19 protein-coding genes are annotated in these 15,044 nt (G+C 35.2%); 18 read left to right on the top strand and 1 reads right to left on the bottom strand.

Annotated features, from left to right (window positions below):
- The 12 genes from F8153_RS15500 to F8153_RS15455 form a co-directional block, all read left to right on the top strand.
- Nucleotides 1–214, top strand: a 214-nt coding sequence (locus tag F8153_RS15500) for an RHS repeat-associated core domain-containing protein (RefSeq protein ID WP_151867268.1), incomplete at its 5' end; no start/stop codon positions are given.
- Nucleotides 215–318: 104 nt separating this feature from the next.
- Nucleotides 319–816 carry a hypothetical protein gene (locus F8153_RS15495; RefSeq protein ID WP_192929862.1) on the top strand — a complete coding sequence of 166 codons (498 nt, stop codon included), beginning with the start codon at nt 319–321 and terminating at the stop codon, nt 814–816.
- Nucleotides 817–907: 91 nt separating this feature from the next.
- Entirely contained in the window at nt 908–2,017 is a 1,110-nt protein-coding gene (locus F8153_RS15490) for an outer membrane protein assembly factor BamB family protein (protein WP_151867266.1), read from the top strand.
- An 88-nt stretch (nt 2,018–2,105) separates the two neighbouring features.
- Entirely contained in the window at nt 2,106–2,258 is a 153-nt protein-coding gene (locus tag F8153_RS16275; protein WP_192929861.1) for a hypothetical protein, read from the top strand.
- A gap of 103 nt (nt 2,259–2,361) precedes the next feature.
- Nucleotides 2,362–3,426, top strand: a complete 1,065-nt coding sequence (locus F8153_RS15485; protein WP_151867265.1) for an outer membrane protein assembly factor BamB family protein — start codon at nt 2,362–2,364, stop codon at nt 3,424–3,426.
- A 167-nt stretch (nt 3,427–3,593) separates the two neighbouring features.
- On the top strand, nt 3,594–3,764 hold the full coding sequence (locus tag F8153_RS16270; RefSeq protein ID WP_192929860.1) for a hypothetical protein: 171 nt from the start codon (nt 3,594–3,596) through the stop codon (nt 3,762–3,764).
- Nucleotides 3,765–3,940: 176 nt separating this feature from the next.
- Nucleotides 3,941–4,369, top strand: coding sequence for a MarR family winged helix-turn-helix transcriptional regulator (locus F8153_RS15480; RefSeq protein WP_151867264.1), 429 nt, complete (start codon nt 3,941–3,943; stop codon nt 4,367–4,369).
- 33 nt (nt 4,370–4,402) lie between these two features.
- Complete coding sequence (locus F8153_RS15475) at nt 4,403–5,764, top strand: MATE family efflux transporter (RefSeq protein WP_151867263.1); 1,362 nt, start codon at nt 4,403–4,405, stop codon at nt 5,762–5,764.
- Nucleotides 5,765–6,011: 247 nt separating this feature from the next.
- Nucleotides 6,012–6,716, top strand: a complete 705-nt coding sequence (locus F8153_RS15470) for a pseudouridine synthase (protein WP_151867262.1) — start codon at nt 6,012–6,014, stop codon at nt 6,714–6,716.
- A gap of 90 nt (nt 6,717–6,806) precedes the next feature.
- Nucleotides 6,807–7,268, top strand: a complete 462-nt coding sequence (locus tag F8153_RS15465) for a GNAT family N-acetyltransferase (protein WP_151867261.1) — start codon at nt 6,807–6,809, stop codon at nt 7,266–7,268.
- A gap of 68 nt (nt 7,269–7,336) precedes the next feature.
- Nucleotides 7,337–7,909: a tRNA (mnm(5)s(2)U34)-methyltransferase gene (locus F8153_RS15460; RefSeq protein WP_151867260.1), complete on the top strand. Its 573-nt coding sequence runs from the start codon at nt 7,337–7,339 to the stop codon at nt 7,907–7,909.
- An 83-nt stretch (nt 7,910–7,992) separates the two neighbouring features.
- A complete protein-coding gene (locus F8153_RS15455; RefSeq protein ID WP_151867259.1) occupies nt 7,993–9,387 on the top strand; it encodes an oxaloacetate decarboxylase subunit alpha in 1,395 nt (464 codons plus the stop codon).
- Nucleotides 9,388–9,516: 129 nt separating this feature from the next.
- On the opposite strand, the gene F8153_RS15450 is transcribed toward F8153_RS15455, so the two are convergent.
- Complete coding sequence (locus tag F8153_RS15450; RefSeq protein ID WP_243137011.1) at nt 9,517–10,167, bottom strand: hypothetical protein; 651 nt, start codon at nt 10,165–10,167, stop codon at nt 9,517–9,519.
- A gap of 114 nt (nt 10,168–10,281) precedes the next feature.
- On the opposite strand from F8153_RS15450, the gene surE reads away from it, so the two are divergent.
- The 6 genes from surE to F8153_RS15420 all read left to right on the top strand — a co-directional run bounded on the left by surE (nt 10,282) and on the right by F8153_RS15420 (nt 14,837).
- Nucleotides 10,282–11,046 (top strand): 5'/3'-nucleotidase SurE, encoded by a 765-nt coding sequence (gene surE, locus F8153_RS15445; protein WP_151867257.1) that lies wholly within the window; start codon nt 10,282–10,284, stop codon nt 11,044–11,046.
- Between the two features lie 185 nt (nt 11,047–11,231).
- Entirely contained in the window at nt 11,232–11,447 is a 216-nt protein-coding gene (locus F8153_RS15440; protein ID WP_243137010.1) for an indolepyruvate ferredoxin oxidoreductase subunit alpha, read from the top strand.
- Entirely contained in the window at nt 11,437–12,579 is a 1,143-nt protein-coding gene (locus F8153_RS15435) for a 2-oxoacid:acceptor oxidoreductase subunit alpha (RefSeq protein WP_151867255.1), read from the top strand. Before F8153_RS15440 ends, F8153_RS15435 begins: the two co-directional genes overlap by 11 nt.
- A gap of 1 nt (nt 12,580) precedes the next feature.
- Nucleotides 12,581–13,402: a 2-oxoacid:ferredoxin oxidoreductase subunit beta gene (locus tag F8153_RS15430; protein WP_151867254.1), complete on the top strand. Its 822-nt coding sequence runs from the start codon at nt 12,581–12,583 to the stop codon at nt 13,400–13,402.
- A gap of 1 nt (nt 13,403) precedes the next feature.
- Nucleotides 13,404–13,946 (top strand): 2-oxoacid:acceptor oxidoreductase family protein, encoded by a 543-nt coding sequence (locus tag F8153_RS15425; protein WP_151867253.1) that lies wholly within the window; start codon nt 13,404–13,406, stop codon nt 13,944–13,946.
- An 18-nt stretch (nt 13,947–13,964) separates the two neighbouring features.
- Complete coding sequence (locus F8153_RS15420) at nt 13,965–14,837, top strand: MurR/RpiR family transcriptional regulator (protein WP_151867252.1); 873 nt, start codon at nt 13,965–13,967, stop codon at nt 14,835–14,837.
- The last annotated feature ends 207 nt before the right edge of the window (nt 14,838–15,044 follow it).

The following is a 15,044-nucleotide window of genomic DNA, read 5'->3' as shown; positions in this document are numbered from 1 at the left end:
TGGAAATGAAAAGAACCCAGACTCTAATGATACAAATGTATTTAGATATAGTGGAGAGTATTTTGATAAGGAAACAGGAACCATTTACCTAAGGGCAAGGTACTATGACCCAAGGCTGGGTAGGTTTATATCTGAGGATAGTTACAAGGGTAATAATAATGATCCACTTAGCTTGAATTTTATATCTATAGCAATGGTAATCCTATTTTATTAATTGATATTACAGGATTTAAACCTGAAAGAGTTGATAGGAAATACCATGAAAGGTCTAGTAAAGTTAGAGGAGATAGTGAGTGGACTCTTTTCCCAGATAAAACATTGATAGGAAAAGGGGTACAATTAGAAATTAATACACCAAAAGGGACTTATGGTTTAGAATTAATTTGGTTTGATAGCGATATTATGATAGATAGAAATGAAGATTATGCAGAACATGATTTTAGTATACCAATAGTCTATGGATATTATAGTGGTACACTAGATCAAAGCACATATGATGCATTGGTAAGGGGAATAAAATCACTGGCAAGTGCAAGTGGTAGTGCAGTTTTTGTTTTTGCAAATAAAGAGTTTGATGAATTTGAGGATTATGAGGGTATATTTGTTTCAACAGGCGTACAAATAAAATATGTTAATTTAGGTTATGCAAATGATTTAGAAAACACTGTAAATGCCCTAGTAATTGGTGGAACTTTTGTCCCATATGGAATGTCTATCGGAGGAATGCATTACACAAGATTAGAATTTGTTGAGGAGCTAATAAGACAATTATATTATAATGATGGGACAACTACACCTACTTTAGAGAATAGATAATATTATGTCAAACAATAGCATGGTTTATTGTTTAAATCAATAAACCATGCTATCCTTTAATCTTAATGGTGTATCCTAAAGGGGGGAGTATATGAATCAGAGAAATTCACGTGTTAAGAACTATCATATAATTATTCTTTTTGTTATTCTATTTATAATATTTCAAACAATAGCTATACGGCGTGAAAAATCTATAGAACTAGTTCCGGAAGAAGAATTTATTAATGAAATAGAATTAAATTTAGTGAAAGAATTGAATATTGGAAGCCCTATTGTTTCAAACCCTGCTATACAAGATGAAGAGATGTATGTAATTTCAAAAGACTCAAAAATATTTATAATAGATATGAAAACATACGAAATTTTACGTGAAATCTCATTACCTAAAGATGTTAAGCGAGAGTATAATAAGGGGATTGCAATATATAAAAACTATATAGTGTTAGGATCTTCAAACCATATAATAGTCATTAATTTAGATAATGAGTCTATAGTATATAATAAAAGAGTTGCAAAATATTCTTTAAAAAAATTCTTAATATCAGAGGGTATTCTTTATTACTCAAGCGACGGTATGGCTGTATATGCTTTAGATTTTAACACATTTAATTTATTATGGAAGTATGTTGAATCAACAGAGCATGCCAGTAATTATCCATTAATAGTTGAAGATAAACTATACTTTAATGGATATGATGATATGGTTATTTTTAATAAATATAATGGAGATAAAGTACATAGTTTTAAAGTTGATATAAGCCCTGATTTTATAATAGATGATGGATATATATATGGTAGAAATACTGTTGCAAAGTATTTAAATAAAATTAATAAAAATACTGGCGAAGTTGTATGGCAAATATCAGAAAGACCATCTGTACCTGTAGTTGATAACGAATATATATTTTACTCTAATTTATATGAAAAAAAGGTTGTAGCAATACAAAATAAAAATGCAGAAAAATTATGGGATATTGAAATTCTCAATTATCCTGTATTTAACCTTGTACCTTCAGCTAAGTATTTATTTTTCCGACGTCAAGACGGAAAAGTCATGGCTCTAGATAAAAGAACAGGTGAAAAGCTTTGGGAAAAGATGTATAAAGGGAAGTACGCCAATTTATTAGTTTTTAATGATGTTTTTATTATAACTGATGAAAATGGTACTATACATTTCTATGATATAAGTCAAGATGAATAAACCTTGACTAGCTTAATACACTCAACTTCAACTTCAACAATGCAGTAATTCAGAAGTTGGGGCTTATCCAGCAAAATAGCTAAGCACAATGATAGCCTTTGATGATAGAGCTGATGTTTATACAACAGGCTTTGGCCTTTCTACAAGCCCTGCAGGCTTTAGCTTTGGAAGAACCTATTACTATCTATTACCACAGCATTTAACGATAGAGTTTACAGAAAAATTCATTCAATTGCTCTAAGCTATTGAAGAGCCATAGGAAGAGGATTGTTTTGGTGGAGTAATATAATCTAAGACTTAAAGGGCTTCGCTATTGGAGGTCCTTTAAGAAAGGAGCTGATCCAATGGACGATCGACCTAAAAGTAGATACACCCCTGTTATAGTCATGTTTATTCTAATGATTATTTATGTTTTATTTAGAACAGCTACTGCACCATCAATTGAAGAACGAGATATGGATAGAAGTTTTGTGGATGTAAAAGAATTTAAAATGGAAAAGCTGCTGGAATTAGAGGTACCCCTTGATGTGCCAATTGTTGATGAAAACAATATAATGTATTTCAGAGCTAATAAGAAAACAATTTACGCAATGGATTTAGGAACCAATAATATTATTAATACTTTTAATGTGGGTTTACCAATCCGAGGAGTAAATGATAATTATTTGATTGGAAAACAGAGAAATAAAATCGTAGCATATAACAAAAACACAGGAGAATTAGTTAGTGAAACTAGAAGAGTAGCATCCACAACAAATATAGAATTTTATGATAATGTAGCTGTTTATGCAGCTTCAGAAAAGCTTTTAGTAGAAGCCTTCGATATGGATACAGGTAAGCTTTTATGGGGCTTTGATGGTAGACGTGAACATACCTCCACCGAAGTAATAGTTGATAAGGGCAAGGTGTATACTTCTAACGTTGGTGAACTGCTTGTTTTTGATGTTTATACTGGAAAGGTACTGAAGAAGTATGATATTGGAGTATATGCTAGATTTCTTATAGATGGAGACTATCTCTATGCTAGAAAAGGCAAAAAAGTAGATTTATCAACCGGAGGTATCCTTTGGTCTAATAATAAAGGGGGAATCCAAGAAGTTGATGAAGATGGGCTATATATTACTTATTCTGGAGTTCTTTACAGACTTGATAAAGAGACTGGAGAAGAGCTATGGAAAACTGATTTTGGAGAGCTAAGACCATTTTCAGTAAGAGCAACTTCTAGATATGCTGTTGTAAGAAGAGGTTTAGATAGAGAAGTATTTATACTAGACAAGAGGACTGGGCAGAAGCTCTGGAGATTTGGGAATAATACAGAAGAAAATGCTAATGACTTTTTAGTTCATGATGAGATACTATATATTTTTACAAAGGAAGGAACTTTATACTCTTTAGATTTAAATCAGTAAAGAGGCGATTAGCAAAGTATGTTTAAGAAGAAAATGCATATTTTAGAATTTAGCTGTAGAAGGAGGGGGTCTATATAGGAAAGAAGCTATTAATAATAGTTATAGCAGCCTTAGCTTTATCCATAATCACGAACTCTTTTATCCATAAAATATATTGGCTAAATGAAATGGAAATATCATTTATTGTCCTTCTAGGAGTAGCAATTTTTGGTTTGGTTTTCTATAGAAAAAATCAGGAAAAAGCTTCAAGGTTAATTGGTTTAGCAGTATTATTTGTGTACTTATGGATGATATTTTCCGCCGCATTAGCTGGGGCTGGAGGGCCAGTATATTATTGATTATTGGGGATAGCAAATATAAGTATTAGTAAATTAATTAATAAAGGCAAATTTATATTAAACGGGAAGACTAAACCTTCCTGTTTTTTTATGGATAATATTCACAATAATTTAGTTGCGGTCGCAACTATTCTGGTATATAATGAAATGGTTCATTATATAGTGGAGGTGTAAAAGTGAATCCTAACAATATTGGAAGACATATTTCCTATATTTATCGAGCAGGTCAAAGCTACATTTCAAAGGAGCTAGAAGCCTACGGTGTTGGCAGTGGACAGTATACCATTCTATTAGTTCTTTATAAAAAGGATGGAATTAGTCAGGAGGATTTGGCTAATCATATAAGAATGGACAAGGCTAATATAGGTAGAGGCATCAAAAAGCTGATGGAGCATGGCTTAATCATCAGAAAAACCAATCCCAATGATCAAAGGGCCTATTGTGTGTATTTGACGGATAAGGGATGGGAGATACAGCCTAAGGTATATGAGGTTTTAACCAATTGGTTAAGGGTATTAGTAAAGGGCTTTAATGAAGAAGAAATTCAGATGTCTCAAGAGCTTTTGCAAAGAATGTTTCAGAACCTCTGTGACTTTGAAAAATAAAAAGTGCGTAAAATTTAGAATGAAGGTGAAAATATGAATCAACAGCATAGTAAAATGTTGGGGACAGAAAAAATCAGTAAACTACTTATTAAAATGTCTGCACCAGCAATTGTCGGAATGATGGTACAGGCTTTATATAATTTAGTGGATACAATATTTGTAGGTAGAGGCGTGGGAACAATGGCTATAGCGGGATTAACCATTGCCTTTCCCATACAAATGCTTGTTATGGCTATTGCCCAAACCATTGGTATTGGCGGTGCTTCAATAATTTCCAGAAGCCTTGGGGCCGGCGATAAGGAAAGGGCAGAAAGAACCATGGGGAATATCTTTATGTTGGTTATAGCCATCAGCTCCTTTACTGCCATCTTTGGGATGATCTTTATTGAACCTATATTAAAGCTCTTTGGAGCAACAGATACAATCCTGCCCTATTCAATAGAGTATATGAGGGTAATCCTTTTAGGTACAGTGTTCTTTACCTTCGCTGTGGCCAGTAATAGTATTGTAAGATCAGAGGGTAATGCCAAGGTGGCTATGTATACAATGTTAATTTCTGCAGGCTTAAATATTATTCTAGATCCAATATTTATTTTTGTCTTTAAAATGGGCATAGCAGGAGCAGCCATTGCCACGGTTTTAGCCCAAGCCTCAACAGCAATTTATCTGGTATTTTATTTTATATATGGTAAGAGTACATTAACCTTCAAGGTTAAGAATTTAAAGCCAGATTTTAAAATAATATCCGAAACCTTTATAATTGGTGCCAGCTCCTTTGCACGACAGGTTTCAGGAAGCTTTATAGCCATTATTTTAAATAACACCTTGTCCTTCTATGGTGGAGACTTAGCCATAGCTGCCTATGGTATAATTAATAGACTCATGATGTTTATATTTATGCCTCTATTTGGTGTGGTGCAAGGCCTTCAGCCAATTGTGGGATATAACTATGGAGCTAAGCAATTTCACCGAGTGAAGGAAACCATCTATCTATCCTTTAAGGCTACAACCGTTATGGCTACAACGGGCTTTGTATTTCTTTTGGTTTTTCCAGAATTTTTAATGTCTATATTCAGTAAGGATAAGGAGCTTTTAGACTTTGCCGTTTCAGCTATTAGAATAATTGTTTTTGCCCTGCCCTTAATAGGAGTTCAGGTGGTTGGAGCTAGTATGTACCAAGCCATAGGAAAGGCAATTCCCTCTATAGTCCTTTCAATGTCTAGACAGGTATTGTTTTTAATTCCCTTGGTATTAATACTACCATTATTTTTCAAGCTTCAAGGGGTATGGATCGCCTTCCCAATAGCAGACCTTCTTTCAACCCTGGTTACCATTACCTTAGTTGCTAGAGAGTTTAGACTATTCAATCAAGCAACTGCTTGGGAAAACAGATAAGGGAAATTGAAAATTGAGAATGGAATATGAAATCAGAGACTAAAATAGTACCCATAATTGATATATAACTACTCGATTCGACATAAATCTAACTAAACAACTATGAAATGTTGAAATTACACTATTTCCACGGAAATAAATCTAGCATAATCATCTGTTGATTTATTTATTACTAAGGTTTTAATTTTATGGTTTTTTAATTTTCAATCTTCAACTGTCAATTTTCAATTTGTAAGGAGTTGATTCTTTGAGATTACAAAAATATCTTGCTCAATGTGGTGTTGCTTCAAGAAGAAAAAGTGAAGAGCTAATTGAAGCAGGAAAGGTAAAGGTCAATAATCGTATTGTGACTGAAATGGGCTTTAAGGTTGACCCCGACAAGGATAAAATTTCTGTGGAAGGGAAAGAGGTAAAGCCAGCTGAGGAAATGGTATACATATTACTCAATAAGCCCACCGGATATATCACAACGGTTTCGGAGCAATTTCAGAGAAAAAAGGTTACAGATCTAATAAATGTACCCCAAAGAATCTTTCCTGTTGGTAGACTAGACTACGATACCTCTGGTTTGTTGCTTCTAACCAACGATGGTGACCTTACCTATAGATTAACCCATCCCCGATTTAAGGTGGATAAAAAGTATATAAGCAAAATAAAGGGAATCCCTACTAAGGAAGAAATAGCAGCCTTTAAAAGGGGGTTGCAAATCGAAGATTATGTCACAGCACCTGCTGATTTTAAAATCGTAAAAATAGAGGGCAAAGAACCTTTAGTGGAAATAAAAATCCATGAGGGTAAGAATAGACAGATACGAAAAATGTGTGATGCCATAGGTCATCCAGTTATTACTTTGCAACGGGTTTCGATGGGAAACATCACCTTGGGTAATCTTAAGATAGGGGAGTGGCGTTTTTTATCCCAGAAGGAAATCAAATATCTTAAGAAATTGTAATAAATAAAGCTCATTTTTTGGGCTTTCTTTTTTGTACTTTTTTTAGAATTCGGTGTATAATAAACATGAAAAAGTAAAGGTGGTTATGAAATGCTGGAATTTACAATTGCTGAAGCCAAAGATCAACAACAGATTATGAAGATTGCTAAGGAATATTACTTACCTTTACAGGATGATCAGCATCAAACCTACAAGAAGGGATATACAATTGTAAAGGAAGGAGGCTCAGTTCTGGGTTTCAGTAGCTACAGAGAATTAATAGAAGACGCTTCTGAAATTAATTGTATCTACATAATTCCTAGGGAAAGGGGTAATCAATTGGGAGAAGGCCTGTTGAGGGCAACTTTATATCATCTTCAAGAAAAAGGCTACAAGGATGTATTTATAAAGCCTAATAACCAATATAATGGCTTTATTGAAGGTCTAGGGATATATAAGCTTCAAAATCATCCTGAATTCCAAACCAAGATATTGAAGTTAGACCTATGGGAGCATTTCCATTGTCAGCCCATTGAATTTTTCAATAGAGGCTGTAAGGGGAAGAAGAAATAAGAATGTAGAATGTAGAATGAAGAACTAAGTATGAAGTATTAAGAAATGAAAAGGATTGAATACAAACTATGGAGGAGTTAAGAATTAGTAGAATCACCAAACTTGTACATACCCTTTTAAGCCATAAGCTAAAGAAAGGAGATACCGTTGTAGATGCTACTATGGGTAACGGACATGATACCATATTCCTTGCTGAAGCAGTAGGTGCAGCTGGTAAGGTATATGCCTTTGACCTACAAGAGGTGGCGTTAGTAAACACTGAATTATCTCTTAAAAAAAAGGGTATATATAATGAAAACATCTTTCTTATAAAGGATAGTCATTCTAACATTGACAAATACCTAAAAGAGCCAATAAGCTGTGGCATGTTTAATCTAGGCTATATGCCAGGTGGTGACCATTCCGTAGTTACAAAAGGAGAAACCACAATTACAGCCCTTAGAAAAACCTTAGAGCTATTAAAGCCTAACGGAATTCTGTCTGTTATATTATATTATGGACATGAGGGAGGAGAAGATGAGAAAGCGACTGTTCTAAGTTATCTTTCATCCTTGGATATTTCACAATTTACTGTTCTTCAATGGAGCTATATGAATTCAGATAAATGTCCCCCTATTATATTGCTGATAGAGAAAAAATAGGAGGAGATTTTAATATAAAAAAGAATATTAATATGTACAAAATTACTATTAATTATGATAGTAAATTTATAGGAGGAAATAAAATGCCTGTTAAAATTACAGAAACCGTATTAAGAGATGCCCATCAATGCTTGATGGCTACTAGGATGACTACTGAGGAAATGCTTCCTATTGTAGAAAAGATGGATAAGGTTGGATACCACTCTATGGAGGTATGGGGAGGAGCAACCTTTGATGCATGCCTTAGATTCTTAAATGAAGATCCATGGGAAAGACTGAGAAAGCTAAGAGCACAAGTTAAAAATACAAAGCTGCAAATGCTTTTAAGGGGACAAAACCTGCTTGGCTATAAGCACTATGCAGATGATGTTGTAACGGAATTTGTTACAAAGTCTATAGCCAATGGCATCGATATCGTTCGTATTTTTGACGCATTAAACGATGTAAGAAACCTTGAAACATCCATTAAGGCAATAGCTAAAGAGGGTGGTCATGCCCAATGTGCCATCTCTTATACTGTAAGTCCAGTGCATAATATTGAATACTATGTAATCAAAGCAAAGCAAATGGAGGATATGGGGGCTAATTCCATCTCTATAAAGGATATGTCAGGGATTTTAACCCCTTATACAGCCTATGAGCTTGTTTCTGAAATAAAAAAGGCAGTTAAAGTACCTATACAGCTACACTCCCACTATACCAGCGGTCTTGCTTCTATGACCTATATGAAGGCTATTGAAGCGGGGGTAGATATAATCGATACAGCTATTTCACCTTTTTCTATGGGAACTTCCCAGCCTCCAACAGAAACAATGGTGGCAACCCTCCAGGGGACTCAATATGATACTGGTATAAACCTTGAGCTTCTAAATGAAGTAACCAACTACTTTAGACCTTTAAAGGATAAGTATGTTGAAAATAAAATGATTGACCCTAAAGTACTTGGTGTTGATATCAACACACTAGTATACCAAGTGCCTGGTGGTATGTTATCCAACCTAATCTCTCAGCTAAAGCAACAAAACAAAATGGATAAAATAGATGAAGTTATGGCGGAGGTTCCAAAAGTAAGAGAGGATTTAGGTTATCCCCCATTGGTAACCCCCATGAGTCAGATGGTTGGAACTCAGGCAGTGTTTAATGTGATTTTAAATGAAAGATATAAAATGGTACCTAAGGAAATCAAGGATTATGTGAAGGGTCTATATGGTAAAACTGCTGCTCCAATATCTGAGGAAATTAAAGAAAAAATCATCGGTAAGGAGGAGCAAATCACCTGCAGGCCGGCCGACCTAATCGAGCCACAGCTAGACAAGCTTAGGGCTGAAATGAAGGAGTATTTGGAGCAGGAAGAAGATGTTCTATCCTATGCTTTATTCCCACAGGTGGCAATGGCCTACTTTAAGGATAGATGGAGCAAGAAGTATAAAATCGAAACAACCTTGTATAATGAACTAGAGGCCACCCATCCTGTGTAGTAGCTTCAATGTGAAATGTTGAATGTTGAATGTTGAATTGTTGAGGAAATTTGCCTTTGCAAATTCCTTCTTCAATTACTAATTACTAATTATTAATTGTATATAAAAGCTCCTGGTCTCAGGAGCTTTTCATATACACTCCCTATGGAGAAATATTTTGTAATGTCTATTGCTGGTATAAGCCTTAACGGCGGCTATGGTATTCCTAGGAATGGGTTTATTACATTTTAAGCAAAGCCAATCCTTATTTTTGACATTTTCCTCCTTTATGATTGGCTTTAAATCTTTATATTTATTCCAACTCTTCCAGCCAGTTTTACAAAGCCTACTGCGATTTTCATAATCTGCGTAAACCCATTTTAAAATTCTATGGAAATGGAAGGGGTATTTCGTATAATTTATATAGGTTGTAGGTAATCCTAGTTTTATTGCGTAATCATCAAAGGTCTTTTCAACTAGGGTTTGAAGGGGATCTTTGATCTTGGTGGTAATGTAGTTATAGTTATTCTCCTTTAACCATTTATTAAGGCTGTCGAACATATATCCTCGACACACCTTGATTTCTTCATCCTTCGAAACCCTTAAATGGTTAAATAGTTCATTAATAATTGTAACAACATAATCTATATAGGATTTATTTTGAAAGGCTTCACCCTGATAGAGCTGTAGTGGAATAACCCTATAAAAATATTCTTCTGTTTCAACCCTTAGTACACCAATTATGGTTCCACCCAATAGACTTCCACTACCGGCATCATCAATTTGAATCAACTTTAACACCTCACTTATAAAAATTTAACCTTAAAATTTATTATTAACTTATTGAATAAAACAATTCAGTTATAATAGAAATTAGGTGTAGTAAATAAATGTTTTAAGAAAAGGAGTGAAAGGATGCGAATATTAGTAACCAATGATGATGGTATTTTTTCAGAAGGAATATATAAGCTGGCTAAGGCCCTTCAAGAGGTTGGTGAGGTTGTAGTCATTGCACCCAATAGTGAACAGAGTGCCACTGGTCATTCCATAACCCTCCACAGACCCTTGAGGGTGAGTAAGGTGAAATTTTTTGATACAGATATCGAAGCCTTTGCTATTGATGGTACTCCCGTTGACTGTGTTAAGCTAGGTGTGGAGGCTCTATTAAAGGATCAGGCACCCGATTTAGTTGTATCAGGTATTAATAGCGGACCCAATTTAGGCACAGATGTGATTTATTCAGGAACTGTTTCAGCTGCGGTAGAAGCATCGATCTTGGACATACCTTCTATTGCAGTTTCGATGGCATCTAGTAAATTTCAAGGCTTTGATGAGGCTGCAGCCTTTACTTGCAAGATTGCAAAAAGTATACATCACATCTCAGATTCGAAAAATACCATAATGAATATTAATTTTCCAACCTGCCCCAGCAAGCTAATCGCAGGGGTTAAGGTGACTACCCTTGGAATTAGAAGATACAGCAATTCTTTAATTGAAAGAAAGGATCCAAGGGGAAACTCCTACTACTGGATTTCTGGTACAGCCATGGAGCTAGAGCAGGAGGATACCAGCGATGTAGTGGCAATCAACAACAACTATATCTCTATAACCCCTATACACTTTGATTTAACCAACTTTGAATCCTATGAAGAACTTAAAAAATTTCAATTTGAAAAGTAGTCAAAGCTTTATTTGACTACTTTTTTATTGTATCTAATTTAGATAAATTGCAATATATGAATAAAATCTTGCAAAAATGATAAAATTAGAAAATATTATGAAATAAAAATTGCATAACCATTATAAATCTGATATAGTTTTGTTGAGAGAGAATATTTTTCGAAATTTGAAGGGAGATGGGTCCTTTGGACAACCGTAAGGCTGACAAGAAATTGAAGATTGTTGAAGAGTGGTGTAAGGGATGTAATATTTGTGTAGCATTTTGTCCAACAAACGTTCTAGAACTACGTAATAACAAGGTTGCTATTGCTGATATTGATAAGTGCACAAAGTGCGGATTATGCGAATTAAGATGTCCTGATTACGCTATTTATTTGGAGGGTTCGGAAGATGAAAAATAGAAAAGTGAAATTAATGCAAGGTAACGAGGCGTGTGTTGAAGGAGCTTTGGCGGCAGGAATGAAATTCTACGCAGGTTATCCTATTACTCCGTCAACTGAAATTGCTGAAATTTGCTCTCAAAAACTACCTCTAGTTGGTGGAAAGTTTATTCAAATGGAGGATGAAATTGCCGGGATGGCAGCTACAATAGGGGGTTCTCTAGCTGGCTTAAAATCCATGACTGCCACCAGCGGTCCAGGGTTTTCATTAAAGCAAGAGAATATAGGCTATGCAGCTTTGGCTGAGGTTCCTTGTGTCATAGTGGATGTTCAAAGGGCAGGCCCAAGTACAGGTCTTCCTACAGCACCCTCACAAGGAGATATCATGCAGGCTAAATGGGGTACCCATGGGGATCATCCTGTTATTGCTTTATCCCCTACGTCAGTAAAGGAAACCTTTGATTTAACAGTAAAATGCTTTAACTTATCAGAAAAATATAGAACTCCAGTAATGCTTATGCTAGATGAAATCGTTGGCCATATGAGGGAAAAGATTGAAATCCCAGAGGCCGATGAAATCGAAATTTATGATAGAAAGAAACCTACCCAAGATGAGGTAGATACCTATAAAGCTTATAGAGTAAATGAGGGAGAAATTGTTCCTGCAATGGCCTCCTTTGGAGAAGGCTTCCATTTCCATGTAACAGGCTTAATGCATGACGAATTCGGATTCCCTTCTAATGATGCTGATACAGCTGATAAACTATTAAGAAGAATTATGAACAAAATCAGTGATAATGTTGATGATATTGTAATGTTTGAAGAAGAATTTATGGAGGATGCAGAGATGGTGGTTCTTGCCTATGGAGGAACCTATCGTTCTGCAAGAAGTGCTGTTAAAAAGGCTAGGGCAATGGGTTTAAAGGTTGGATTATTTAAGGCAATTACTATTTGGCCCTTCCGAGAAAAAAGAGTTATTGAAATAGCTAAGGATCAAAAGAAAATCCTGGTTCCTGAATTGAACCTTGGTCAATATGTGTTAGAGGTGGAAAGAATTGTTGCTGGAAAAACAGAGGTTCATAGCTTAGGTAAAGTTAATGGAGAAGCCATAACACCAGATGAAATACTAGCAAAGATCAGGGAGGTTCTATAAAATGAGCAGTCAATTAATAAAAAATAATTTTCGTATGGATAGATTACCCCATATCTGGTGTCCTGGATGTGGTCATGGAATCATCATGAGAAGCATGGCACAAGCGATACAAAATCTTGGTCTAGATAAGCAAAAGGTTTGTATTGTTTCTGGAATCGGATGCTCCTCTAGAGCACCTGGTTATATGGATTTTAATACCCTTCATACTACCCATGGAAGAGCTTTAGCCTTTGCCACTGGTGTAAAGCTAGCCAATCCTGAACTAAAGGTAATCGTAGTAACTGGAGATGGTGACTGTAGTGCAATTGGGGGTAATCACTTAATTCATACTGCAAGAAGAAATATTGATATTACTACAATCGTTTTCAATAATAACATCTATGGTATGACAGGAGGACAATACTCTCCTACAACTCCAACGAATGATTTTGGAACAACTGCTCCCTTTGGTAATATTGATAAGGCCTTTGACATTTGTAAATTGGTAGATGGTGCTGGAGCAACCTATGTAGCAAGGGGTACTGCATATCACGTCAATCAATTAACCAAGATTATTGAAAAAGCCATTTCTAATATAGGCTTTTCACTAGTGGATGCCATAAGCATATGCCCAACCTACTATGGAAGAAAGAATAAAAAGGGCACTGCTGTACAAATGATGAATTATCTTAAGGATAGCGCTGTTGATACGAAAGTAGCAGAAAAGCTACCTCCTGAAAAGCTGGAAAATAAGTTCTTCATAGGGGAATTTAAGAACACAACTGAACCTGAGTATACAGAAGAATATATGAAAATAATTAAAAAATATCAAAAGGAGAGATAATATGGTAAACCAAAAAGAAATAAGACTTAGCGGATCCGGTGGCCAGGGTCTAATTCTAGGAGGAATTATTCTGGCTGAAGCAGCTATTCTTGATGGGAATAATGCCATTCAGTCTCAATCCTATGGTCCAGAGGCAAGGGGTGGTGCTAGTAAAGCAGAGGTTATCATCAGTAATGAAGCTATAGACTACCCTAAGGTGGATAAGGCTGACCTTTTACTTGCCCTAACAGAGGTTGCTTATAAAAAGTATATTAAAACCCTTAAAGAAGATGGGATTCTAATTGTTGATTCTAGTGTAAATATTGAAGATAAAAATCCAAGCTACAAGGTAATGCAAATTCCTATATTAGATACTGCCTTTGAAAAAATGGGTAAGGGTATGGTTGCTAACATCGTAGCCTTAGGGGTTATTCGAGAGGTTACCAATGTTGTATCTGCCGAGTCCTTAGAAAAGGCAGTTTTAAACAGGGTGCCTAGGGGAACAGAGGAATTAAATAAGAAGGCTTTAATGGAAGGATACCTACTTGCGTCAAATAGAGATTAATTTAATGGGATGGTGCTTATGTTAGATGATAAAAAGGATCTATTGATTCAAATTCAAAAGAGCTTTTCAAAACTAAGCAAGGGTCAAAAATTAATAGCTCAGTTTATAATCGATAATTATGATAAGGCTGCCTTTATGACAGCTTCAAAGTTAGGAATGAAGGTAGGGGTAAGTGAGTCTACTGTTGTTCGATTTGCCAATGCCTTAGGCTTTGAAGGCTATCCAGAGCTACAAAGAGCCCTACAGGAAATCATTAAGACAAAGCTAACCACTGTTCAAAGGGTAGAAATGGCCAGTGAGTATTCCAATGAAGGAGCAATTCTAAAAAAAGTTCTTAAATCCGATATGGATAATATACGTAACACTTTAGAAAATATCGATTATGAAGAATTTCAAGAAGTCGTTGATATGATCTTCAAAGCCAAGAAAATTTACATTATCGGCTTAAGAAGCTCCACCGCTTTAGCGGAGTATTTAGGCTTTTACTTAAACTTAATTCTGGATAATGTAAAAATTGTTGGCTATGGAATTAGTGATATCTTCGAACAGCTTCTAAGAATCTCTAAGGATGACTTGGTTATTGGTATCAGCTATCCTAGATACTCAAATCGTACCATTGAAGCCATAAACTATGCCCGTGAGGAGGGAGTGCCCATAATCGGTATAACCGATAGCTTACTTTCTCCCATAGCCGGTATTTCAGATTATTGCCTAACAGCAAAAAGTAATATGGTTTCCTTTGTGGATTCCTTAGTGGCCCCTTTAAGCTTAATTAATGCCCTTATAATTGCAGTAGGCATGAGGGAAAAGGACGAGATTCGTGAGTACTTTAATAAGCTAGAGAATATTTGGTATAAATATAATATTTATGATAGAAAAGGGAATTCCTAATAATAATGTTGAATGATGAATGTTGAATGTTGAATTGTCGTTGAAATTCCCTTCACAAATTTCTAATTATAATTTTGAAATAAAAAGAACAATACATATACGACCCATTAGGGTCGTTTTCTTTGTAAACAGAGCAAATAGAGTAAATCCTTTAATCTGTTAAAACTCTTTGTTCTCATTTATTATATTTTTGCTTCGGTCCTATCG

This window comes from Alkaliphilus serpentinus (assembly GCF_009017255.1).
GTDB lineage: Bacteria > Bacillota > Clostridia > Peptostreptococcales > Natronincolaceae > Alkaliphilus_D > Alkaliphilus_D serpentinus.
Note: the sequence above shows the minus strand (reverse complement) of the source record. Positions and strands in the feature narration are given on the sequence as shown.

What these genes read in the sequence shown, in the direction of transcription:
- F8153_RS15490 (WP_151867266.1), top strand. Translation starts at nt 908, where the DNA reads ATGAATCAGAGAAATTCACGTGTTAAGAACTATCATATAATTATTCTT.
- F8153_RS16275 (WP_192929861.1), top strand. Translation starts at nt 2,106, where the DNA reads ATGATAGCCTTTGATGATAGAGCTGATGTTTATACAACAGGCTTTGGC.
- F8153_RS15485 (WP_151867265.1), top strand. Translation starts at nt 2,362, where the DNA reads ATGGACGATCGACCTAAAAGTAGATACACCCCTGTTATAGTCATGTTT.
- F8153_RS16270 (WP_192929860.1), top strand. Translation starts at nt 3,594, where the DNA reads ATGGAAATATCATTTATTGTCCTTCTAGGAGTAGCAATTTTTGGTTTG.
- F8153_RS15475 (WP_151867263.1), top strand. Translation starts at nt 4,403, where the DNA reads ATGAATCAACAGCATAGTAAAATGTTGGGGACAGAAAAAATCAGTAAA.
- F8153_RS15465 (WP_151867261.1), top strand. Translation starts at nt 6,807, where the DNA reads ATGCTGGAATTTACAATTGCTGAAGCCAAAGATCAACAACAGATTATG.
- F8153_RS15460 (WP_151867260.1), top strand. Translation starts at nt 7,337, where the DNA reads ATGGAGGAGTTAAGAATTAGTAGAATCACCAAACTTGTACATACCCTT.
- F8153_RS15455 (WP_151867259.1), top strand. Translation starts at nt 7,993, where the DNA reads ATGCCTGTTAAAATTACAGAAACCGTATTAAGAGATGCCCATCAATGC.
- surE (WP_151867257.1), top strand. Translation starts at nt 10,282, where the DNA reads ATGCGAATATTAGTAACCAATGATGATGGTATTTTTTCAGAAGGAATA.
- F8153_RS15435 (WP_151867255.1), top strand. Translation starts at nt 11,437, where the DNA reads ATGAAAAATAGAAAAGTGAAATTAATGCAAGGTAACGAGGCGTGTGTT.
- F8153_RS15430 (WP_151867254.1), top strand. Translation starts at nt 12,581, where the DNA reads ATGAGCAGTCAATTAATAAAAAATAATTTTCGTATGGATAGATTACCC.
- F8153_RS15425 (WP_151867253.1), top strand. Translation starts at nt 13,404, where the DNA reads ATGGTAAACCAAAAAGAAATAAGACTTAGCGGATCCGGTGGCCAGGGT.
- F8153_RS15420 (WP_151867252.1), top strand. Translation starts at nt 13,965, where the DNA reads ATGTTAGATGATAAAAAGGATCTATTGATTCAAATTCAAAAGAGCTTT.